General features: G+C 69.8%; 21 protein-coding genes. 14 read left to right on the forward strand and 7 right to left on the reverse strand.

All coding sequences use genetic code 11. The features are described from left to right. Positions 1-124: 124 nt before the first annotated feature. Both AB0L91_RS14880 and AB0L91_RS14885 read left to right on the forward strand, forming a co-directional pair. A complete protein-coding gene (locus tag AB0L91_RS14880; protein WP_365010195.1) occupies positions 125-772 on the forward strand; it encodes a nitroreductase family protein in 648 nt (215 codons plus the stop codon). A gap of 74 nt (positions 773-846) precedes the next feature. Beyond that, complete coding sequence (locus tag AB0L91_RS14885; protein ID WP_357346295.1) at positions 847-1548, forward strand: DUF2334 domain-containing protein; 702 nt, start codon at positions 847-849, stop codon at positions 1546-1548. Between the two features lie 51 nt (positions 1549-1599). On the opposite strand, the gene AB0L91_RS14890 is transcribed toward AB0L91_RS14885, so the two are convergent. Beyond that, positions 1600-2994 (reverse strand): glutamate decarboxylase, encoded by a 1395-nt coding sequence (locus AB0L91_RS14890; protein WP_365010197.1) that lies wholly within the window; start codon positions 2992-2994, stop codon positions 1600-1602. A gap of 176 nt (positions 2995-3170) precedes the next feature. Between AB0L91_RS14890 and AB0L91_RS14895 the strand changes: the two genes are divergently transcribed. Genes AB0L91_RS14895 through AB0L91_RS14905 form a run of 3 tightly spaced genes read left to right on the forward strand, consistent with a single transcriptional unit; the run spans position 3171 to position 6392 of the window. Further along, on the forward strand, positions 3171-4595 hold the full coding sequence (locus AB0L91_RS14895) for an APC family permease (RefSeq protein ID WP_365010199.1): 1425 nt from the start codon (positions 3171-3173) through the stop codon (positions 4593-4595). After that, complete coding sequence (locus tag AB0L91_RS14900; RefSeq protein ID WP_365010202.1) at positions 4592-5029, forward strand: hypothetical protein; 438 nt, start codon at positions 4592-4594, stop codon at positions 5027-5029. Before AB0L91_RS14895 ends, AB0L91_RS14900 begins: the two co-directional genes overlap by 4 nt. Positions 5030-5039: 10 nt before the next feature. Then, on the forward strand, positions 5040-6392 hold the full coding sequence (locus tag AB0L91_RS14905; RefSeq protein WP_357346297.1) for a dipeptidase: 1353 nt from the start codon (positions 5040-5042) through the stop codon (positions 6390-6392). Here AB0L91_RS14905 and AB0L91_RS14910 read toward each other — a convergent pair whose 3' ends face one another. Continuing rightward, positions 6393-7037 carry an MBL fold metallo-hydrolase gene (locus tag AB0L91_RS14910; protein ID WP_365010204.1) on the reverse strand — a complete coding sequence of 215 codons (645 nt, stop codon included), beginning with the start codon at positions 7035-7037 and terminating at the stop codon, positions 6393-6395. 179 nt (positions 7038-7216) lie between these two features. Here AB0L91_RS14910 and purS point away from each other — a divergent pair, with 179 nt between their 5' ends. Both purS and purQ read left to right on the forward strand, forming a co-directional pair. Beyond that, a complete protein-coding gene (gene purS, locus AB0L91_RS14915; RefSeq protein ID WP_022565847.1) occupies positions 7217-7453 on the forward strand; it encodes a phosphoribosylformylglycinamidine synthase subunit PurS in 237 nt (78 codons plus the stop codon). Further along, positions 7450-8127, forward strand: coding sequence for a phosphoribosylformylglycinamidine synthase subunit PurQ (gene purQ, locus AB0L91_RS14920; RefSeq protein WP_365010207.1), 678 nt, complete (start codon positions 7450-7452; stop codon positions 8125-8127). The genes purS and purQ overlap by 4 nt, the downstream gene beginning before the upstream one ends. Positions 8128-8291: 164 nt before the next feature. Here the strand turns inward: purQ and AB0L91_RS14925 are convergent, their stop codons facing one another. Next, the gene (locus AB0L91_RS14925; protein ID WP_365010210.1) at positions 8292-9368 is read right to left on the reverse strand and encodes a substrate-binding domain-containing protein; all 1077 of its coding nucleotides are present in this window, start codon (positions 9366-9368) and stop codon (positions 8292-8294) included. Between the two features lie 60 nt (positions 9369-9428). On the opposite strand from AB0L91_RS14925, the gene AB0L91_RS14930 reads away from it, so the two are divergent. Beyond that, entirely contained in the window at positions 9429-9860 is a 432-nt protein-coding gene (locus AB0L91_RS14930; RefSeq protein ID WP_355270942.1) for a MarR family transcriptional regulator, read from the forward strand. Here AB0L91_RS14930 and AB0L91_RS14935 read toward each other — a convergent pair. Further along, positions 9857-10723, reverse strand: coding sequence for a helix-turn-helix domain-containing protein (locus AB0L91_RS14935; protein WP_365010214.1), 867 nt, complete (start codon positions 10721-10723; stop codon positions 9857-9859). The two genes, AB0L91_RS14930 and AB0L91_RS14935, sit on opposite strands and share 4 nt — an antisense overlap. A gap of 54 nt (positions 10724-10777) precedes the next feature. On the opposite strand from AB0L91_RS14935, the gene AB0L91_RS14940 reads away from it, so the two are divergent. Further along, the gene (locus AB0L91_RS14940) at positions 10778-12070 is read left to right on the forward strand and encodes a M18 family aminopeptidase (RefSeq protein ID WP_365010216.1); all 1293 of its coding nucleotides are present in this window, start codon (positions 10778-10780) and stop codon (positions 12068-12070) included. Positions 12071-12180: 110 nt separating this feature from the next. Here AB0L91_RS14940 and AB0L91_RS14945 read toward each other — a convergent pair whose 3' ends face one another. Then, entirely contained in the window at positions 12181-13491 is a 1311-nt protein-coding gene (locus AB0L91_RS14945) for a glycosyltransferase 87 family protein (RefSeq protein ID WP_365010218.1), read from the reverse strand. Positions 13492-13653: 162 nt separating this feature from the next. Between AB0L91_RS14945 and purL the strand changes: the two genes are divergently transcribed. Together purL and AB0L91_RS14955 are read left to right on the forward strand one after the other, a co-directional pair. Then, the gene (purL, locus tag AB0L91_RS14950) at positions 13654-15948 is read left to right on the forward strand and encodes a phosphoribosylformylglycinamidine synthase subunit PurL (RefSeq protein WP_365010221.1); all 2295 of its coding nucleotides are present in this window, start codon (positions 13654-13656) and stop codon (positions 15946-15948) included. Positions 15949-15970: 22 nt separating this feature from the next. Beyond that, positions 15971-17776, forward strand: coding sequence for an alpha/beta-hydrolase family protein (locus AB0L91_RS14955; protein WP_365010224.1), 1806 nt, complete (start codon positions 15971-15973; stop codon positions 17774-17776). A gap of 48 nt (positions 17777-17824) precedes the next feature. Here AB0L91_RS14955 and AB0L91_RS14960 read toward each other — a convergent pair whose 3' ends face one another. Next, complete coding sequence (locus AB0L91_RS14960; RefSeq protein WP_365010226.1) at positions 17825-18115, reverse strand: YiaA/YiaB family inner membrane protein; 291 nt, start codon at positions 18113-18115, stop codon at positions 17825-17827. A gap of 144 nt (positions 18116-18259) precedes the next feature. Here AB0L91_RS14960 and AB0L91_RS14965 point away from each other — a divergent pair, with 144 nt between their 5' ends. Then, a complete protein-coding gene (locus tag AB0L91_RS14965; protein WP_365010230.1) occupies positions 18260-19990 on the forward strand; it encodes an alpha/beta hydrolase in 1731 nt (576 codons plus the stop codon). Positions 19991-20087: 97 nt separating this feature from the next. Continuing rightward, positions 20088-20762, forward strand: a complete 675-nt coding sequence (locus tag AB0L91_RS14970; RefSeq protein ID WP_365010233.1) for a type II CAAX endopeptidase family protein — start codon at positions 20088-20090, stop codon at positions 20760-20762. A 42-nt stretch (positions 20763-20804) separates the two neighbouring features. Here the strand turns inward: AB0L91_RS14970 and AB0L91_RS14975 are convergent, their stop codons facing one another. Beyond that, a complete protein-coding gene (locus AB0L91_RS14975; RefSeq protein WP_365010235.1) occupies positions 20805-21674 on the reverse strand; it encodes an alpha/beta hydrolase in 870 nt (289 codons plus the stop codon). Positions 21675-21756: 82 nt separating this feature from the next. On the opposite strand from AB0L91_RS14975, the gene AB0L91_RS14980 reads away from it, so the two are divergent. Then, a complete protein-coding gene (locus AB0L91_RS14980; protein ID WP_365010237.1) occupies positions 21757-22389 on the forward strand; it encodes a helix-turn-helix domain-containing protein in 633 nt (210 codons plus the stop codon). The last annotated feature ends 6 nt before the right edge of the window (positions 22390-22395 follow it).

The following is a 22395-nucleotide window of genomic DNA, read 5'->3' on the forward strand; positions in this document are numbered from 1 at the left end:
CGGGTGTCTCCATTAAATCATCTGTGCGCAGATTGTTTGACGGCAGACGATTTGAGTCCTACGGTCGGAATCATCTGAGCGCAGATAGTTCTGTGCTGGACGATCTTCGGCGCTAGGAGCCCGCATGACCCTCGATCTGACCCCTGACCAGCTGCTGTCCACCACCAGGGCGGTGCGCAAGCGACTCGACTTCGATCGGCCGGTGCCGCGCGAACTGATCGAGGAGTGTGTCGACCTGGCCACCCAGGCGCCGACCGGGCGCAACCGGCAGCGCTGGCATTTCCTCGTGGTCACCGACGCGCGGCGCAGGCGGGTGCTCGCCGACATCTTCCGGCGGTCGCTGGTGCTGGGCGAGGCGGCGCCGCTGACGGCGCGGGACCGGGAGCGGATGCAGGTGGATCCGGAGTCCACGGCTCGGGTCTTCGACGGCCTGCGGTACCTGGCCGACAATATCCACCGGGTGCCCGCGTTCGTGATCCCGGCGGTGGAGGGACGCACTGATCGCGCGTCGGTGGAGATCCAGGCGGGGACCTGGGGCTCCATCCTGCCCGCGGTGTGGAGCTTCATGCTGGCCGCGCGGGCACGGGGGCTCGGTACGGTGTGGACCACCGCGCAGGCGCCGCTGGAGCGGGAACTCGCTGCGGCCCTTGATGTCCCGTATGACGAGGTGATGCTCGCCGCGTTCCTGCCGCTGGCCTACACGATCGGCACGGATTTCAGGCCGGCGGTGCGCGTGCCTCGTGCGGAAACACTGCACTGGCAGCGGTGGTGAGGCGTGCGCGGATGTTCGTCGGGGCGTCATCGGTGGAGCACGCGGGTGTCACCTGGGGCTGACACCGTAGGTTCATGAACGCTGAGCTGATCGTTTCCGTATCCGGGATCCGGGACACGACCCGCGACGCCGCGATCGAGTTCGCGGCGGAGATGGACCAGCGGGATGTGCGGCTGTCCCTGCTGGTCGCGCCCCGGTTGAAGAACAAGTACCGGCTGGTCGACGATCCGGCGACGCAGTCGTGGTTGCGCGGCAGGCGGCTCGAGGGCGATGCGATCGTGCTGCACGGCTACGACCAGGCGGCCACCAAGACCCGTCGCGCGGAGTTCGCGAGTCTGCCGAGGCACGAGGCCACGCTGCGGCTCAAGGCGGCCGACCGGGTGATGGAACAGGTGCAACTGCGCACCCGGCTCTTCGCCGCGCCGCGCTGGGACGCCTCGGCGGGCGCGCTGGCCGCGCTGCCCGATGTCGGCTTCCGGCTCGCGCTCGGCCTGACCGCCGTCCTCGATCTGGAACGCGATGTGGCCCAGCGCGCCCGGGTGTACGGAATCGGTGAGGGATTCCGTGCCGAGCCGTGGTGGTGCCGGGCGCTGGTGATGGGCGCGGCGCGCACCGCCCGGCGCGGCGGCGTGCTGCGGCTGGCGATCTCGGCCGCGCAGTTGCAGCGCTCGGGTCCGCGCCAAGCGATGCTCGACGCCGTCGACCTGGCGCTGTACCACGGCGCCCGCAGCGACGTGTACCGCTGGGAGCCGTTCACCGCGGCCAGGGCTGCCTGACCGGCCACCGTCGCGCGCGTCGGCGATCAGGCGCGCGACGGTGGCCCTCTGTCACGGCTGGGGGTGCGGCAGAGCCACTTCGGGCGCGGCGTCATGGGTGAACCCGCCCGCTTGCTCGCGGGTCAGTGGGGTTCGCCACGGGTTGTCTTCCAGCTGGCGCAGGCCGCGCCGGATATCGGCGAGCAGGAGTTCGGCCATGTCCACGGTGAAGCCGTGCCGGAACACCGCGCGCATGATCGTCTCGTCCTGCCGGTCGGCGGGCAGCGGATAGGCGGCGATGAGCCAGCCGCGGGCGCGGAGCCGATCGGACAGATCGTAGAGGTTGTAGTCGGCGCCCTCGGTGAGCCGCCAGGCGACCGCGGTGATCCCGCGATCGGGTTCGGCCGCGTGGATCAGCTCGAACGGGCCGACCGCGGCCAGGCCTTTCGCGAAGTGCCGGGCGACGAGATAGATCGCCGACTGCACGCGGGTGTAGCCCTCGCGGCCGAGCCGGATGAAGTCGTAGTACTGGGTGATCACCTGCCCGCCCGGCCGGGAGAAGTTGAGGTTGAAGGTGGGCATGTTGCCGCCGAGGTAGTCCACGTCGAAGACCAGCTCGCGGGGGAGATCGGCGGCTTCGCGCCAGATCACCCAGCCGACCCCGAGCGGCGCGAGACCCGTCTTGTGCCCGGAGGCGTTGATCGATTTCACCCGGGGCAATCGGAAGTCCCACACCAGCTCCGGCGCGGTGAACGGGCCGAGGAAGCCGCCGCTGGCCGCGTCGACGTGGATCGGGATGTCCGGGCCGCCCGCGGCGTGCATGCGGTCCAGTTCGGCGCTGATGGCGGCAACGTCCTCGAACAGACAGGTGAAGGTCTGACCGAAGGTCGGCACCACCGCGATGGTGTTGTCGTCGCAGTATTTCGGCAGATCGTCGGGGTGCAGGGTGTAGCGGTTCGCGCGCAACGGCACCTGCCGCAGTTCCACGTCGAAGTAGCGGGCGAACTTCTCCCAGCAGACCTGGACCGGGCCGCTCACCAGGTTGGGCACGCCGGTGCCGCCACGGGCTCGCCAGCGGAATTTCGCCGCGAGGCCGCCGAGGATCGCGGCCTCGCTGGAGCCGGTGGTCGAGGTGCCGAGCGTGGCCGCGGGATCGGGGGCCTGCCACAGGTCGGCGAGCATGCGCACGCAGCGCTTCTCCAGCTCGGCGGTCTGCGGGTACTCGTCTTTGTCGACGATGTTCTTGTCGATCGATTCGGCCATCAGCCTGCGCGCCTGATCGTCGATCCAGGTCGTGCAGAAGGTGGCCAGGTTCATCCGCGCGACGCCGTCGAGAATCAATTCGTCGTGCACGATCTCGTAGGCGACATCGCCGGGTAGTTCGGCGGCGGGAAAGCCGCCGTGCGGAGCGGGGCGGGTGAATCCGGGAAGGCTGAAAAGGTCTTGGGATCGGAGATTCTCGGCCACGGTTCCTCCAGTCAGGAGCTGCACTGCCAGGTGATAGCTCTGATGGCATTCTGCAACGATTACATAGCGTATGCCCTCGATTCGAGCCTACTTGGCAGATGCTGAACAGTTACTATGCTTGGGCAGTTGGTCAAGGGTTTCCGCTAGTTGTGCATCCACAGCAGGAGGCAGCGCTGATGACGGGCTCCGCGACGAAAGCCGCGACGACGACGAAGTATTTGTCCTGGGTGACATTGGCGCTGATGACCACGAGTTCGGTGGCCAGCCTCCGCTCGGCGCCCACGATGGCGGTCTACGGACTCGCCTGTGTATTCCTCTACATCATTCCCGCGATTCTGTTCCTGCTACCGACCTCGCTGGTCGCCGCGGAACTCGCCTCGGGCTGGCAGGGCGGCGTCTACAAATGGGTCGGGGACGGGCTGAACAAGCCGCTCGGTTTTCTCGCCGTCTGGTGTCAGTTCGCCATGACGATTTTCTACTACCCGAGCTTGCTCGCTTATGTGGCAAGTACTTTCGCTTACATCATCGATCCGTCGCTGGCGTCCAACGGCCTGTATGTGGCGATCGTGATCATCACCGTGTACTGGGCAGGCGTTTACGTGTCCTCGCAGGGCACCAAGACGGTGGCCGGGCTGTCGAGTATGGGCCTGGTGATCGGCACGCTTATTCCCGGCACCGTGCTGGTGGTGCTCGGTCTGGTGTTTCTCGCGCAGGGTAATCCGTCTGCGGCGCCGATGGATTCGAGTCACCTGCTGCCCGCCTGGACCGGGCTGGCCAGCCTGGTGCTGATCGTGAACAACTTCCTGTCCTACGCGGGCATGGAGATGAACGCGGTGCACGTGTCGTCGCTGAAGAACCCGGCCAGGGAATTCCCGAAGGCGATGTTCCTGGCGATGGGCCTGGTGCTGGTCATCTTCATCCTGCCCGCGCTGGCGATCAGCTGGGTCGTCCCATCCGCCAGCCTGAGTCTCACGGCCGGTGTGATGCAGGCGTTCGACGGCTTCTTCAGCCACTTCGGCGTCGGCTTCCTCACCCCGATCGTCGGCATCGCGCTGGTGGCGGCCGCGGTCGGCGGCATGCTCACCTGGCTGGCCGGACCGTCCAAGGGACTGTTGCTGATCGGGCGCAGCGAGGGTTATCTGCCGCCCTGGCTGACCACGATGAACAAGCACGGCGTGCAGCAGAACATGCTGGTGGCGCAGGGCGTGTTCACGACCTTCATCGCGCTGCTCTACGCCTTCATCCCGAATGTCTCCAGCGCGTACTGGATTCTGTCGGTGATCACCACGCAGGTGTATCTGATCATGTACGTGCTGATGTTCGCGGCGGCCGCCAAACTGCGCCGCGACGATCCCGATCATCCGCGCGGCTATCGGGCGCCCGCCCTGTTCGCGCTCTGCGGTCTCGGCGCCGTGTCCTCGATCGCGGCCTTCGCGATCGGCTTCGTGCCGCCTTCGCAATTCGGTGCGGGCAGTCCGTGGGTGTATCTGCTCATCGTCGGCGGCGGCATGGGCATCGTCGGTCTGCTGATCCCGTACCTGTTCTACCGAAATCGCAGGGACAGCTGGAAACTCGCCGTTCCGGAAGGGGAGCAGGTATGACGACCGGAGACGCCCCCGAACACAAGCGCCGCTGGATCTACATCACCGCGGGTGTGCTGCTGGTGGTGTTCGCGCTGATCGGTCTGCTCACCTTCAGCGAGATCCGCGAGAGCACCCAGGCCACCGCCAAAGCCGAACAGCTGCACAACAATCTGGTCGCGGCCGGCCTGCCCGCACCGGAGCCGCAGGTGATCGCCGACGCGCTCGGCGAGGACGGCGGCTCGGTCTGCCAGGATCCGAGTTCGCCGCTGATCAAGGCGAAATACCAGGCCTCGATCACCAACGGCGCCGCAGGGCCGGGGCAGCGCCCGGTGATCGGCCCGCGCGACACCACCCAGGCGGTGGCCCTCACCATCGCCGTCTACTGCCCGGATCGCCTGTCGGACTATCTTTCTCATCTCGACACCCTGAAGCTGGACGACACCACGAAGTGAGGCGCGAGCGATGACGGATACCCCCGAAGTGGCTGCGTTGCGCACCACGATCGCCGGGCTGATGGGCCGGGCGAAGAAGGATCTCACCGAGCTGGTTTCGCTCAAATCGGTCGCCGACCCGCGCCAGTTCCCGCCCGAGGGCTGCGAGCAGACCGCGCAGTGGGTGGCCGACGCCTTCGCCGCGGCCGGGCTGACCGAGGTGGGCCTGCACGAGACGCCCGACGGCAGCAAGGCCGTCATCGGGCACAAGCCGGGCCCGCCCGGCACACCGACGGTGCTGCTCTACTGCCACTACGACGTGCAGCCCCCGCTGGGCGACGACGCCTGGAACACGCCGGTCTGGACGCTCACCGACAAGGATGGTCGCTGGTTCGGCCGTGGTGCCGCCGACTGCAAGGGCAATATCGTCACCCACCTGACGGCCCTGCGCGCGATCGGGCCGGACTTCCCGATCGGGATCAAGGTGGTGTCGGAGGGCTCCGAGGAGCAGGGCACCGGCGGGCTGGAGAAGTTCGTCGTCGCCAATCCCGACCTGCTCGCCGCCGATGTGATCCTGGTGGCCGACTGCGGCAACTTCGCGGTCGGCGTGCCCACCTTCACCCAGACCCTGCGCGGGAACGTCAATGTCGTGGTCACGGTGAAGACGCTGGCGGGGCCGATGCACTCCGGCATGTTCGGCGGCCCGGCGCCGGACGCGCTGGCCGCGATGATCCGGCTGCTGTCGTCGCTGCGGGACGAACACGGCAACACCACCATCGACGGGCTCACCGACGATCAGAAGTGGACCGGCGTGCAGTACCCGGTCGAGGACTTCCGGGCCGACGCGGGCGTGCTCGACGGGGTCGACCTGCTCGGCAGCGGCACCGTCTCGGACATGGTGTGGGCCCGGCCCGCGCTGACCGTGCTCGGCATGGACGTGCCCGCCGTCGTCGGATCGTCGGCGGCGATCCAGCCGAGCACCAGGGCCCGGCTCAACCTGCGCATCCCGCCGGGCACCGAACCCAAGCAGGCCCTCGACCTGCTGGAGAAGCACCTGCGCGCACACCTGCCGTGGAACGCCCAGCTCGAGATCGAGGTGGAGGCGCTCGGCGAGCCGTTCGTCGCTTCTGAACAGGGACCGGCGCGCTCGGCGCTGGAGCAGGCGATGGCGACCTCCTACGGCAGGCATGTGACCACCGAGGGGCAGGGCGGCTCGATCCCGCTGTGCAATGTCTTCGCCGACACCTACCCCAAGGCCGAGATCATGCTGATCGGCGTCGAGGAGCCGAAGTGCCTGATCCACGCGCCCAACGAGAGCGTCGACCCGACCGAGATCGAGCACATGGCGCTGGCCGAGGCGCTGTTCCTCAGCACCTACCGCTGATCAGAACTGCGCCTGGTCCTCCGGCTGGATCACCCGGAATTCGGTCCCGGCCGGGGCCATCTCGGTCAGCCTGCCGAAGTAGATGCCCTGCGCCGCCGGCTCGACGATCCCGAAGTGGACCGGGACGGCGGTGCGGGGATTGACCGCGCGCAGGTAGTCGACGGTGTCCCAGATCCGCATCCACGGCGCGACGGCCGGGATGGCGAGCACGCCGACCGGGACCGGCGGCACCCACAGCGAGTCGCCGGGGTGCACCAGCTGGGCCGGATCGGCCGCGGTGCCGAGCTGGAAGACCGTGTTGTCGATCACCGGGATGTCCGGGTGGATCACGGCGTGACGACCGCCACCGCCGGTGATCTGCAGGTCGCCGATGTCGAGCACCTGGCCCGCCGAGACCGGCTCCCAGCCCTCGCCGCGCTGCTGGGCGGTCTGCGGGTCCGACAGCAGGCGGGCAGCCGGGTTGGCCTCGATCAGCGCCTCGATCCGGGTCGGATCGATGTGGTCGGGATGCTGATGGGTCACCGCGATCGCGTCCAGTCCGGTGATGCCCTCGAAGCCGTGCGCGAAGGTGCCGGGATCGAACAGCACTTTCACGCCGTGCAGTTCCACGAGGATGCAGGAATGACCGAAGTGGGCGATGCGCATACCCGATGCTATCGCCGCCGATCCCGGTGGGCCCGGAGGCGGAAGCGGAGTGTGGCCACGCAGGGCCCTCGGGGGTCGGCGCCATCGAACACATCCGCCGCTACCCCGGAAGGCGGGTACGACGGCCGGGTCAACTAGGATTTCCGAGGTAACCCCCCACACCACATGAGGAGCAACGCGTGGCACGAGTCGTGGTCGAGGTCATGCCGAAGGCCGAGATCCTGGACCCCCAGGGACAGGCCGTGGTCGGCGCGCTCCCGCGTCTGGGATTCGCTGGAATCTCGGATGTGCGGCAGGGCAAGCGATTCGAGCTCGAGGTGGACGAGAGTGTCTCCGACGCCGAGCTCGAGCAGATCGCCGAGGCGCTGCTGGCCAACACGGTGATCGAGGACTGGAAGGTCGTTCGGGTCTCGTGAGCGCACGCATCGGCGTTATTACTTTTCCGGGCACGCTCGATGATGTCGACGCCGCCCGCGCGGTGAAGCTGGCGGGCGCCGAGGCCGTGAGCCTGTGGCACGCCGACGCCGACATCAAGGGCGTCGACGCGGTCATCGTGCCCGGTGGCTTCTCCTACGGCGACTACCTGCGCTGCGGCGCCATCGCCCGGTTCGCGCCGGTGATGGGCGAGGTCGTGCGCGCGGCCGGTCAGGGCCTGCCGGTGCTCGGGATCTGCAACGGCTTCCAGGTGCTGTGCGAGGCCGGGCTGCTGCCGGGCGCGCTGACCCGCAACGAGGGCCTGCACTTCATCTGCCGCGACGAGTGGCTGCAGGTCGAGGCGACGAACACCGCCTGGACCTCCCGCTACGAGCAGGGCGCGCAGATCCTCATCCCGCTGAAGTCGGGCGAGGGCCGTTACCAGGCGTCGCAGCAGGTGCTCGACGAGCTCGAGGGTGAGGGTCGCGTGGTTTTCCGCTACGCGGGCGACAACCCGAACGGCTCGCAGCGCGGCATCGCGGGCATCTCCTCGGCCAGCGGCCGGGTCGTCGGCCTGATGCCGCACCCCGAGCACGCCACCGAGGCGCTGACCGGCCCGAGCGACGACGGTCTCGGCATGTTCTTCTCGGTGATCGACAGCCTGATCAACGCCTGATTTTTGGAGCGCTGGCGCGCTCGAGTCGCGGCCCCTCCTGTCCCGCCGATCAGGCACCGTTGCTTGCTCCTTCGTCGCCTACGCAACGGCGCCTGATCGGCGGGACGGCCGCGACGGCCGACTGCGTCGGCCTGCCCCTCCTCGAGGTCGGGGCGTGGTGGTTGCTAGGGCAGTCGGTCGATGATGTCGAAGTCGACGCCTTCCGCTTTTGCCAGGTGGGCCGGGCCGACGGCCTGGTTGCCGAGGAAGCCGTTGCGGGTGGACGGGCCGTCCAGGACGATGCCGTCGGCGAGCCTGGCCGAGATGGTCGGGACGTCCAGGGTGCCGACGGTGTCGGCCAGCGTGCGCAGCAGGTGGACGGCCTCGTAGGTGGAATTGCTGAACGTCGTCAGCGCGGGGGCGAAGGCGCCGTGGTGCTCGCGGTAACGGGTGCGGCGGTCGCGGCCGGCGGCGGTGTGCTCGTCGACGAAGAAGCTCGACGCGACGAACATGTTGGCATTGGCCGCCGGGCCCGCGCTGAGCAGCACGTTCTCGTCGACGGCCGGACTCAGCCGCGGCATGATCGCGGGCAGGCCGGTGGCGGTGAACTGGCGATTGAAGCGGGCGGTGTCGGCGCCGACCATCAGGATCAGCACCGCGTCGGCGCGCAGCAGGGCCGGGCTGTCGAGGAACACGTGGAAATCGGTGGTGCCCAGCGGCACGTACTGCTCGAGCACGAGGTCGGCCGGTGAGGGCAGCGCGCGGCGCAGCGCGTTGACGGTCTGCCGCGGCCAGATGTAGTCGTTGCCGATCACCGCCCAACGGCGTACGCCCAGCTCACGGGCCATCCAGGCGACGGCGGGCACGGTCTGGTGATCGGGATGCTCGCCCACCAGCAGGACGCCGGGGCGCTCGTCGGGCAGGCCCTCGTGATCGGTCGCGTAGAGGTAGGGAACCCGGCCGTCGACGGCGTCGGCGACGGCGCGGCGCACGGCGGAGGTGTGCCAGCCGGTGATCGCGCCGACCATTCCGGTCGCCAGGAACGCGTCGACTTCGGCGGCCACCTCGTACGGCGGACGGCCGCCGTCGAGGGTTGTCAGCCGAATTTCCCGGCCCAGAATTCCTGTCCCGCTATTGATTTCGTCGACGGCCAGGGAAATGGCGGCGGTGCACGACGGTGCGATGATGCCACCGGGGCCCTGAGTGGGCACGATCGAGAGAATCTCGATCGTTTCGTCCCGACTCTCGTCGAACGTGGGCATTCTGTACTCTAACGCCTAGTGCGAACAGGTTTGTTCGAATGAATGTGTCGGCAGGTGGGAATGCAATCGGTGTCCATCATAAGTGGGTGTTCCACGCTGCACGGCGCGCTGCGCTCGGCAGAACGTAACTGGGTGCGCCAGCTGGAATCGGCGTTGTCGGCCGACAATCTCACGGCCGACCACTGGGCGATTCTGTCGCAGTTGTCCACCGACGACGGCATGACCATGTCGGAATTGGCGGCGGCCGCGCGGCTGGCGCCGTCCTCGGCCACCCGGCACGCCGATCATCTCGCCGAGCGCGGGCTGATCTTCCGGGTCGCCGCCACCGACGACCGCCGCCGGATCCTGATCGGGCTCAGCAGTCTCGGGGCGAAGCTGGTCACCAAGATCCGGGCCGAGGAACAGCTCGCGGAGGAAGAGCTCCGTGCCCGCTTGGGCGCGCGGCGCTACAGCGAGCTGGCCGCCGCGCTGTCCGTCATCGCCGAGCTCTAGCCGGAATTCACCGGGCGCCGGACGAATCTTCCCCAGGCCCGGTAGCGGTCCCGGGCGATGGTCGGCAGGTAGGCCGGGACCAGCGCACCCGGTGTCTGGTCGGCGAAGGCCGACACGTCCCGGCACAGGTGGGCCTGATCGGTGTACCCGCAGGCCGCCGCGACCTCGGCGGCCGGTGTGCCCGCCAGCAGCTCGTCGACGGCGGACCGGAAGCGGACCAGCATGGCCGCCCGCTTGGGGGTCAGGCCGATCTGGGACTCGAACCGCGCCCACAGCCGCTTGTGGCTCCAGCCGAGCGAGGCGGCGAGCGCGCCGATCCGCACCTGGCCGCCGGTGCTGAGGATGCGGCTCCAGCCGGCGAGCACCTCCGGGTCGGGCGTGCGCGTCGGCCGATCGCCGTGCGCGAGAAACGATCTGGTGATCGCGAAGCGGTCGTCCCAGGTCGGGGCGGACGCGAGTTGGGCACGCAGCCGCCGGGCCCGCGCGCCCCACAGGTCCTCCAGGTCGACCGCGCCCCGGCCCAGCTCCGCCGGGGACACACCGAGCAGCGAGTACGCCCGCACCGGTGACAGCCGGACCTCGACGCACGCCGCCCGCGCGGCCCGCACCCGCATGGCCTCGATGGGCAGTCCGGCGACGAAGCCGCCGAGGGTCCGGCTGCCGAACGCGTCGTCGACGTGCAGGTCGCGATCCCCGAAGTCGATCAGCACGGTGACCGACGCCGCGCCGGCGACGCGCAGATCCAACCCGGCCCCGGCCGCGTCGCGGTAGCCGATGATCCCGGTACCCGGCGTTATCACCGCGGCCGGACCTGCGAATTCCCAGTCACCGTCGGACCGGCGGTCGACGTCCACACTGCTCACTCGTCCAGGCTACGGACCGGCGTGGCGGGCGACCCTGGGGCTAGGATCGCGGCTGTGCCTGTATCCCTGACTGCGGCCACGGCGAGTGGCTTGTGCGCGTTCATCGATGCTTCGCCCTCGCCGTTCCACGTGTGCGCGACGGTCGCCGCCGAGCTGGCCGCCAACGGGTTCACGCCGTTGACCGAGGCACAGGCGTGGGACAGCGCGGGCGGGAAACACTATGTGGTGCGCGGTGGTTCGCTGATCGCGTGGGCCGACTTCGACGCGGCGCCCGCCGACCCGTTCCGGGTGGTCGGCGCGCACACCGACAGCCCGAACCTGCGGGTGAAGCAGCATCCCGACCTGGCGACGGCGGGCTGGCAGCTGGTCGGGCTCGAGCCCTACGGCGGTGCGTGGCTGAACTCCTGGCTGGACCGCGAACTCGGTCTCTCCGGCCGGTTGAGCGTGCGCGACGGCGCGCGGATGAGCGACGTGTTGGTCCGCATCGACGACCCGATCCTGCGGGTGCCGCAGCTGGCGATCCACCTGTCCGAGGACCGGCGCGGGGTGACGCTGGATCCGCAGCGGCACGTGAACGCCATCTGGGGCATCGGCGACGCCCCGGCCTCCTTCCTGGATTTCGTGGCCGACCGCGCCGGCGTCGACGGCGCCGATGTGCTCGGCTGGGAGCTGATGACCCACGATCTCGCGCCGAGCACGCTGGTCGGCCGGGACAACGACCTGGTGAGCGCGCCGCGCCTGGACAATCAGGGCACCTGCTACGCCGGGTTGCAGGCGTTCCTCGCCGCCGTCGACGAGCCGGGCGCCGCGACGCCGGTGCTGGTGATGTTCGACCACGAGGAGGTCGGCAGCCAGTCCGACCGGGGCGCGCAGTCGGACCTGCTGCCCGCGGTGCTCGAGCGCATCGTGCTGGCGCGCGGTGGCGGCCGGGCCGATTACCTGGCCGCGCTGGCCGGTTCGGTGGTCGCCTCCGGTGACATGGCCCACGCGACCCACCCGAACTACCCGGACCGGCACGAGCCGGCGCATCGGATCGAGGTCGGCGGCGGACCGGTGCTCAAGGTCAACCAGAACCTGCGTTACGCCACCGACGCGGCGGGGGCAGGTGCGTTCGCGCTGGCCTGCGCCCAGGCGGAGGTTCCGTTGCAGCGCTACGTGCATCGCGCCGATCTGCCCTGTGGGTCGACCATCGGGCCGATGACCGCGGCCCGCACCGGCATCTCCACCGTCGACGTGGGCGCGCCACAGCTCGCCATGCACTCGTGCCGAGAACTCATGGGCGCGGCAGACGTTCCCGCCTACGCGGCCGCACTCGCCGCGTTCCTCACCCCGGCTGCCCTGGACTGAGCGAATACCGGCGCCCGACCCGGCGGCGTCCGCGCCCTGGGCACGATGGGGCTCGGTGCGGCGAGTCGGACGCTGCGTTCGGGTCGATGCGCGGCGCGTGCTTCCCGCTGTCAGGCGGTCGCGAGTTCCGGTGCGGCGGGGGCCTTCTTGGCGGGGTGGTAGGTGATCACGGCGTAGACGATCACCGCGAGGGTGGTCCATACGTAGGCGCTGCCGATGATCTGCTGCCACCACGCCCAGTCGAGCTCCTTGCCGCCGGAATGCGGCAGCACCCACTGCGGGCCGATGATGAACATCACGGTGAACAGCGCGACCACGGTGGTGAACGCCCGCGAGCGGCGGCGGGTGACCTGATCGACGGCGACGACCAGCGCGGGCGCGACCCACACCCAGTGGTGCGACCACGAGACCGGTGACACCAGCAGCACGGCGGCCGCGTTGACCAGCAGCGCCGAGACGTCCTTGCCCGCGCCGATCAGCCGGTACATCCACACCGCGGCCAGCGCGACCGTGACGGCCGAGAGCGCGATCCACAGCCCGGTGGCGACCGACTCGTCCATCCCCAGGCGGAACAGCGTGCCCTTGATCGACTGATTGCCCGCGAAATACGGGGTGCCGATGCGGCCGGTATCGGTGACGGTGTCGAACCAGTACTCCACCGAATCGGCCGGGAACAGCAGGAAGCCGAGCCCGACCGCGCCGACGGCCGACACGACCAGGGTGATCGCGGCCTTCCAGTCCCGCTTCAGCAGGAAGTAGAGCAGGTAGGCCGCGGGGATGAGCTTGATCGAGACCGCGATGCCGATCAGCATGCCGCGCGGCCAGAACGGTTTGCGCACCAGGATGTCGAGGGCGATCGCGGCCATCAGGATCAGGTTGATCTGGCCGAAGTTGAAGGTCTGGCGGACCGGTTCGAGGAATTGGGCCAGGCCGAGACCGGCGATCACCACGGTCAGCACCGCGATCCGGTCGAGCTCGGGACGCACCCGGACCAGGACCAGCCACAGCGCGATCCCCAGGCTCAGCAGCGAGGTCACCAGCACGACGACCTCGGCGACCGGGATCGGCATCAGCGCCAACGGCACGAAGAACGCCGCGGCCAGCGGGGGATAGGTGAACGGCAGACCCAGCCCGTAGACCGGCGGCATCGGTCCGTACAGATCGCCGCCGTCGAGCCAGACGCGGGCGCCGTTGCGGTAGACCCGCAGGTCGATGTAGCCGTGCCACCAGTGCGCGAGCAGCGCGATCACGGCCGAGACGACGAACAATCCGATCGCGGCGGCCAGCCAGCGCAGCCGCCGGTTCCGGTCGGTCTGCGCGGGTGGGGGATCCGACGGTCCGGCCGGAGTGGAACTCGGCACCGCGTCATGCGCGGGAGCAGTCGACTCGACCTGCTCGGCAACCCCCGGACTCTCGTTCACGGCGTCAGACTAACGGGTAGGTAGCGAGGCGAAGCGTAGGTGTGACCAGGCCGGGTGCGAGGTCTGTCACTTGTTCGCAACACAGGCCCTGGGCGGGCGGCTTCCGCGTAGGCAACTAGACTCTGGTGGCAAGTCCCCCGGCCGAAAGGACCCTGGTCTCCCGTGACACTGCAGGTCGACACCGTCGCCACCGCCGTAGCCACCCCGGATGCTCCGCAGCCGTACAAGGAACTCGGTCTCAAAGACGACGAGTACGCCCGCATCAAGGAGATCCTCGGCCGTCGGCCCACCGACGCCGAGCTGGCGATGTACTCCGTGATGTGGAGCGAGCACTGCTCCTACAAGTCCTCCAAGGTGCACCTGCGCTACTTCGGTGAGACGACGACGCCCGAGATGAAGGCCTCGATGCTGGCCGGCATCGGCGAGAACGCCGGCGTGGTCGACATCGGCGACGGCTGGGCCGTCACCTTCAAGGTCGAGAGCCACAACCACCCGTCCTACGTCGAGCCGTACCAGGGCGCGGCCACCGGCGTCGGCGGCATCGTGCGCGACATCATGGCGATGGGCGCGCGCCCGATCGCGGTGATGGACCAGCTGCGCTTCGGCGCGGCGGACGCGGCCGACACCCGTCGCGTGGTCGACGGCGTCGTGCGCGGCATCGGCGGCTACGGCAACTCCCTCGGCCTGCCCAATGTCGGCGGCGAGACCGTCTTCGACGCCTCCTACCAGGGCAACCCGCTGGTGAACGCGCTGTGCGCGGGCGCGATGCGCGTGGAGGACCTGCACCTGGCCTTCGCCTCCGGCGCGGGTAACAAGATCATCCTGTTCGGCGCGCGCACCGGCCTCGACGGCATCGGCGGCGTCTCCGTGCTCGCCTCGGACACCTTCTCCGGTGAGGAGACCGGCACCGGCCGCAAGAAGCTGCCCGCCGTGCAGGTCGGTGACCCGTTCACCGAGAAGGTGCTCATCGAGTGCTGTCTGGACCTGTACAAGGCCGGCCTCGTCGTCGGCATCCAGGACCTCGGCGGCGCCGGGCTGTCCTGCGCCACCTCGGAACTGGCCGCGGCGGGCGACGGCGGCATGCACATCGACCTGACCAAGGTCCCGCTGCGCGCCAAGCACATGACCCCCGCCGAGATCCTGTCGAGCGAGTCGCAGGAGCGCATGTGCGCGGTCGTCACCCCCGAGAACGTGGACGCCTTCATGGCCGTCTGCAAGCGCCACGACGTGCTGGCCACCGTCATCGGTGAGGTCACCGACGGCGACCACCTCGTCATTACCTGGCACGGCGAGACCGTCGTCGACGTGCCGCCGCGCACCGTCGCCCACGAGGGCCCGGTCTACGAGCGCCCGGTGCAGCGTCCCGACACCCAGGACGCGCTGATCGCCGACACCACCGCCACGCTGCCCCGGCCCAAGACGGCCGACGAGCTGCGCGAGACCCTGCTGCAGCTGGTCGCCAGCCCGCAGCTGTGCAGCCGCAAGTGGATCACCGAGCAGTACGACCGCTACGTGCGCGGCAACACCGTGCTGGCCGAGCACGCCGACGCCGGTGTCGTGCGCATCGACGAGGAGTCCGGCCGCGGCATCGCCCTGGCCACCGACGCCTCGGGCCGCTACACCAAGCTCGACCCGTACACCGGCGCGCAGCTGGCGCTGGCCGAGGCCTTCCGCAATGTCGCCACCACCGGCGCCACCCCGAAGGCCGTCACCAACTGCCTGAACTTCGGTTCGCCGGAGGACCCGGGCGTGATGTGGCAGTTCCAGCAGGCCGTGCGCGGCCTCGCGGACGGCTGTGCGGCCCTGGGCATTCCGGTGACCGGCGGCAACGTCAGCTTCTACAACCAGACCGGCAAGGACGCCATCCTGCCCACCCCGGTGGTCGGCGTGCTCGGCGTGATCGACGACGTGCACCGCCGCATCCCGACCGGCCTGGGCCTGGAGCCGGGCGAGTCGCTGATCCTGCTCGGCGACACCCATGACGAGCTGGACGGCTCGATCTGGTCACAGGTCGTGCACGATCACCTCGGTGGCGTGCCGCCGAAGGTCGACTTCGCCCGCGAGCAGCTGCTCTCGGAGGTGCTCACCTCGGGTTCGCGCGACGGCATGATCTCCGCCGCGCACGACCTGTCCGAGGGTGGCCTGGCGCAGACCGTCGTCGAGGCCGCGCTGGCGGGCGAGACCGGCTGCCGCATCGTGCTGCCCGAGGGTTCGGACCCGTTCGTGCAGCTGTTCTCCGAGTCGGCCGGGCGCGTGCTCGTCGCGGTGCCGCGCTCGGAGGAGACCCGCTTCACCAAGATGTGCGACGCGCGGCAGCTGCCGTGGGTGCGCATCGGCGTGGTGGACCAGGGCTCGGATTCGATCGAGGTGCAGGGCCAGTTCTCGGTGACACTCGCCGAATTGCGCGAGGCGTTCGAGGGCACGCTGCCTAAGCTGTTCGGAGCGCACACCGCCTGATACGTCGGATGAGGAGTCGAGCTTGACCACAGAGGACACGAGCTCGACTCCCACTCCGGCCGCGCCCGAGACTCCCGTCGCGCCCGACAAGACGGCCGCGCCGGACAATCTGGTCCTGCGCGGAATCCATCTGGTCGAGCGGTTCTTCCACCCGAACTACACCGGCCTCGTCGTGGCCACGATCTTCTTCTGCTGGTCGCTGACACCGTCGCTGCTGCCGCGCGACTGGTTCTTCCAGGGCCTGGTCAGCGGCATCAACGCGACCATCGGCTACGGCATCGGCTCGGCCCTGGCCTGGGCCTGGGGCAAGTGGGTGCGGCCCAGGATCACCCTGCCCGCCCGGGTCGCCGAGCTCTGGGCGAAGCGCCCGAGCTGGACGTCGATCGCGGTGAAGTCCGTGATCGTGCTGGCCTGCCTGATCGTCTCGATCGCGCTGAGTATCCAGTCCGCGCACTGGCAGCACCAGATCACCGACCTGATGGCGATGGAACCGATCTCCGACTCCGGCTACCCGCGCACCGTGCTGGTCGGCGCGGTGGTCGTCGGCCTGCTGATCTGGCTTTCGCGCGGCGTGGTCCGGCTGGTGCGGTTCGTGGCGCGCGGCCTGAACCAGTGGGTCCGGATCCCGGCCTCGTTCGCGCGGCCGCTCGGTGTGGTCATCGTGATCATCGCCGCCGTGCTGCTGTTCAACGGCGTGCTCGCGAAAGGCTTCTTCACCGTGGCGAATTCGGCGTTCAGCGCCCGCAACAGCCACACCTCCCCGCACGCGATCCAGCCGACGCTGCCCGAACGTTCCGGCAGCCCCGAGTCGTTGGCGAAGTGGGACACCCTCGGCTCGGAGGGCCGGTGGTTCGTGTCCAACGCGCCGACCGCGCTGGCCATCGGGGAGGTCACCGGAAAGCCCGCGCGCGAACCGATCCGGGTGTACGCGGGGCTGGAATCGGCCGACGGCTTCGAAGCGCAGACCGATCTGGCCGTCGCCGAACTCGACCGGACGAAGGCCTTCGAACGGGAAGTGCTGGTGGTGATCAGCACGACCGGCACCGGCTGGGTCGACTCGACCAGCGCCGAGTCGATCGAGCTGATGTACAACGGGGACAGCGCCCTGGTGGCGACGCAGTACTCGTATCTGCCCAGCGCCCTGTCGTTCCTGTCCGACCGCGACAAGTCGATGACCATGGGGCGGCTGCTGTTCGACAAGGTGTACGAACGCTGGTCGGCGCTGCCCGCGGACGCCAGGCCCAAGCTGCTGGTCTACGGCGAGAGCCTCGGTTCACAGGGCTCCGAGGGCGCGTTCTCCGGCCTGGCCGACATCCGCAATCGCACCGACGGCGTGCTCTGGGTGGGTCCGCCCAACTCGAACCGGCTGTGGTCGGAATTCGTGCGCAGGCGTGATCCCGGCACCGAGGAGATCACTCCGATCTTCGCGGACGGGCTCTCGGTGCGCTTCGCCGCGAGCGCCGATCAGCTGGGCAGGCCCTCGGACAACTGGACCGACCCGCGCATCGTCTACCTGCAGCACGCGTCCGACCCCGTGGTGTGGTGGTCACCGGATCTGCTGTTCTCCGAGCCGGACTGGCTGCGCGAGAAGCGCGGACCGGATGTGTCCCCGGCGATGTCGTGGTATCCGATCGTCACGTTCTGGCAGGTCGCGGCGGATCTGCCCCGCGCGCAGACGGTGTCCAACGGGCACGGCCACAACTACGGCAACGTGGTGCCCGACGCGTGGGCCGCGGTGGCCGAACCACCGGACTACACACCGGAACTGGCGGAGCGGATCAAGGCGTATCTGGTGGAGTCGGCCGCCACCGAGCATCAGCTGAAGTAACCGGGCCGGGCAGCGCCGAACCCCTCGATCGGGGCTGCCCGGACCCGGCTACGACGCCGATCGGAACGGATTGTGCTCGGCGATCAGCTGTTCCAGCCGCGCCTCGTCGATCCGGCCGATCAGGGACTGGGCCTCCTGCTGGTCGCGCACGACCTTGGCGAGGGTGAAGCAACTGGTGACGAGGAACAGCCCCGACATCGCGAGGAAGCCGCGCTGCCAGGCGTCCAGCGGCAGGTAGGCGATCCCGGCGCCGGTGCCGATCAGGCTGACGCCGAACGCGATCGCGGCCTGGACCATGTACGCCGAGGTGTTCTTCGGCTTGGCATTGGGTGTGCTCATGTCCATCAGTGTGCTGACCGGGGGATTCGCGCGGGCGCGTGAAACTACTCGAGTGCGATGGGTAGTTGCCGGACCCGGCCGGGAGTGACCGACCCACCATCCACAACGCCCCGCCGGGCGAAATCGGCCAGCCATACTGGTCTGGTGTCCGCGACAGGCTCGACCCTCGTGACGCTGCGTGCGCGCGGCGCCCGGCTGCTGCGCCGGGTCGAGGACGTCGTCGACCTCAACTACCCCGGCCTGGTCCTGGCGACGCTGTTCTTCGCGCTGTCGGTGACGCCGTCGCTGGTCCCGCGCGACTGGCTGTTCCAGGGCCTGATCAGCGGGATCAACGCGGCGATCGGGTACGGGCTCGGCTGTGTGCTCGAGTGGCTCTTCCGGCGCTGGGTGCGCGCGCGGATCCCGATCCCGAGCCCGTCGGACCGGCTGCGCTACGCGATCAAGGCGACCGTGCTGGTCGTCTGCGCGCTGGTCGCGGCGGTGATGCTGGTGCAGTCGGCGCGCTGGCAGCGCGAGATCACCTCGCTGATGGGGATGACGGGGACGACCACGCCCGCCTACCTGCGGACCGGGCTGCTCAGCGTGGCCGTCGGGGTCGCCGTCGTCGCCGTCTACCGGACGCTGCGGATCCTGGTGCTGGTGCTGGCGCGCCAGCTCAACCGCTGGGTGCGGGTGCCGCGCGAGCTCGCGCCCGCCGCGGGCGCGCTGGTGCTGGTCGTCTTCGCGGTGACGGTGTTCAACGGTGTCGCCTCGCGGGCGTTCTTCGCGGTCGCCAACTCCGCGTTCAGCGTGCGCAACGACCACACCTCCGACTACGCGCTCCAGCCGGCGAAACCGGAGCGCTCGGGCAGCCCGGAATCACTCGCGCCGTGGCAGACCCTCGGGTTCGAGGGCCGCTGGTTCGTCGCCAACGGGCCGAGCGCCGACGACATCACCGAGGTGACGGGAAAGACCGCGCGCGAACCGATTCGGGCCTACGTCGGGCTGGAATCGGTGACCGGCGAGCAGACCGCCGCGCAGCTGGCCGTCGCCGAACTCGAGCGGACCGGCGCGTTCGAGCGCGAGGCCATGGTGGTGGTCACCACCACCGGGACCGGGTGGGTCAACGCGACAGCGGCGGGTGCGGTGGAGTACCTGTACGGGGGCGATACGGCCATCGTCGCCACGCAGTACTCGTATCTGCCCAGCGTGCTGTCGTTCCTGTCGGACCGGGAGAAGGCGGCCGCGGCGGGCCGGGAGCTGTTCGACGCGGTGTATGAGCGGTGGCTGGCGCAGCCGCCGGAGCATCGGCCGAAGCTGTTCGTCTACGGGGAGAGTCTGGGGTCGCAGGGCTCGGAGGAGGCGTTCGGCGGGCTCGGTGACCTGCGCGAGAAGGTCGACGGCGCGCTGTGGGTGGGGCCGCCGAATTCGAATCGGCTGTGGCGGCAGTTCGTCGATCGGCGCGACCCCGGTTCGCCCGCGGTGGCGCCGATGTACGCGGACGGGCTCGTCGTCCGATTCGCCGATGACGCGGTCGATCTCGGTCCCGCCGCGACCTGGCGCGAACCCCGCATCGCGTATCTCCAGCACCCGTCCGACCCGATCGTGTGGTGGTCGGCCGATCTGATCCTCACCCAGCCGGACTGGCTCAGTGAGCCGCGCGGACCGGATGTGTCCACCCAGATGCGGTGGGCGCCGTTCGTGACGTTCTGGCAGGTGACCGCGGATCTCACCAATGCCCAAGGGGTTTCGGACGGGCACGGGCACCGGTACGGGAGTCTGGTGCTGGACGGGTGGCTGGCCGTCGGGGCGCCGCCGGGGGTGAGTCCGGAGGTCGTCGAGAGTATCCGGGCCGCACTGGAATCCGCGGACGAGTACGAGCGGGCCGTCAAGTGAGCCGGGCTGCGTCGGCGCTCACGTACCGCGCGTCCAGCGGTGGGCGGTGCCGCCGGTGGGCCGCGGCGGGTGCGGATCGCGGGTGCGAGGGGCGGTCGTGAGGCGCAGTGGAGTACGCGCACTCGGTCTGCGCGAGCGGGTGCGGGTGGGTTTCGCGCTGAGTCTGCCACCGCTGTGGAGCAATTGGCTGCTGCCCGCGTCGCGCCTTCGGCTGCGTGGCCGCACCGTGGCGAACCTCGGCTTCGCGGCGAGCTACGCGATGGTGTTCGGGGGGAGGCCGAACTGGTCGTCGGCCAAGGGTTTTCGCTGGGGCCTGGGCGGTGCCGCGCTGGTATTCGCCGGTTACGGTGTGGCCCTGGCGGTTCCGGCGCTGCGAAGGCTGCCGCTCGAGGTGGCGGAGCGAGTGCCCGAGACCTCCACGCTCGAATGGATCGCCCTGCATATCCCCGTCGGCACCGTGCTGGCCGAGGAAGCGATGTTCCGCGGCACCCTCGACCCACTGCTCGACGAAACCACCGAACCACGCGTCGCGGCCCTGGCGGGGGCGCTGGATTTCGGGCTGTGCCACATCCGTCCCGCCCAGGCCACCGGCGAATCGGTGCCAGGAACCGTCGCGCTCACCACCCTCGCCGGTCTGGTTTTCAGCGCCCTGCGCAGGCACACCGGCAGCGCGACCGCCCCCGCCCTGCTGCATCTGGCGATCAACGCGGGGGGAGCGGTGCTTCCCCTGGTGGCCCAACGAATCGAACTCAGGTCGGGTCGCGGGGCCTGACCGCCGTCGTTTCCCGGTCAGGAATTCGTCGTCGCGTGCTGGTCAGGCCGTGGCGACGAAGCCTGCTACGGCGTCGGTGAAGGCGTCGTTGTCGTCGCCGGCGGCGGTGTGGGCGGCGGCGGTGATCTCGGCCAGGCGGGCGTGCGGGGCCAGGGCGAGGAAGGCGGCGGCGCCCTCGTCGCTGACCACGTCGGACTTGCCGCCGCGGACCAGCAGGACCGGGATGGTGAGGGCCTCGGCGGCGGCTTCCATGTCGTCGATGCGGGCCTGCGGGTTGTCCTCGAGGCCGGTGAGCAGGTCCGGGTCCCAGTGCCAGTACCAGCGGCCCTCGCGCTGACGCAGGTTGCGCAGCAGGCCGTCGGCGTTGTCGGGGCGCGGGCGGTGCGGGAGATAGGCGGCGACCGCGTCGGCGACCTGGTCGAGGGTGTCGAAGCCGTCGCGGTGCCTGCCGAGGAAGTCCATGACGCGTTCCACGCCCGCGGATTCCGAGCGCGGCACGATGTCGACCAGCACCAGCGCGCGAATGGCGGCGCCGCCGGGCGTGGCGGTGGCGAGCAGGCCGGTGATGCCGCCCATGCTGGCGCCGACGACGACCGCGCCGTTGCCTGGGGTGGCGCCGAGCTGGTCGAGCACGGTGAGCAGGTCGCCGACCATGGCGTCGCGGGTGTAGTCGCGGGTGGGCGACCAGTCGCTGTCACCGTGGCCGCGGGCGTCCACCGCGACGACGTGCATGCCCGCCGCGGCCAGGGCGCGGCCGGTGCGCTTCCACGAGTGCCGGTTCTGGCCGCCGCCGTGCAGCATCACGACCAGCGGGCCGCCCGGGGTGCCGAAGCTGTCGGCCACCAGGGTCAGCTCGTCGGAGCTGCGCAACCGCAGGGTCGTCGGTTCGGTCGGCTCGGTGGAGCGCGGCATGACACCTCCTGAACGTGGTTCACTGTGCTGAACGTTGTTCAGAATGTAGCGTGAGGCCCCGATCGAAGGGAAGTGGGGACCAGTGGCCGAATCGAGCCGGGCGGGGCGTCGCGACGAGATCGCCGAGGCCAAGCGCGCGATCATCCTGCGCGCGGCGAGGACGATCTTCGAGGAAGACGGCGTCGACGCGGCCAATATCCGGGCCATCGCCACCGCCGCCGGCTACACCCCCGGCGCGCTCTACGCCTACTTCCCGAGCAAGGAACACATCTACGCCGCCCTGCTCGGCGAATCGCTGGCCCGGCTCTCGGCCGAGGTGGCGGCGGTGACCGCCCTCGACAACCCCGCCGCCCGGTTCCGCGCCGCGGGCCTGGCCTTCTTCGACTTCTACGACGGCAACCCCCGCGACCTGGACCTGGGCTTCTATCTCTTCCGCGGCGGCATCCGCCCGCACGGCCTCGGCGCCGAACTGGACGCCGGCCTCAACGTGGCCATGCTGAGCGGCCTCGGTCCGATCGTCTCGGCGGCGGTGGAACTCGGCGCGACCGAGGAGCGCGCCCGCGTCATCACCGCCGACGTCCTGGCCCACCTGTCCGGCCTGCTCCTGCTCGCCCACACCAAGCGCCTCGCCCTGCTCGGCGGCGTCGACGCCCGCGCGATGATGGTCGAGTACCTCGACCTGCGCATCGATGCCCTCCGCGCCGGACGCGGCTGACCCGTC

Origin of the sequence: Nocardia sp. NPDC051833 (genome assembly GCF_040681225.1) — a bacterium.
Lineage (GTDB): Bacteria > Actinomycetota > Actinomycetes > Mycobacteriales > Mycobacteriaceae > Nocardia.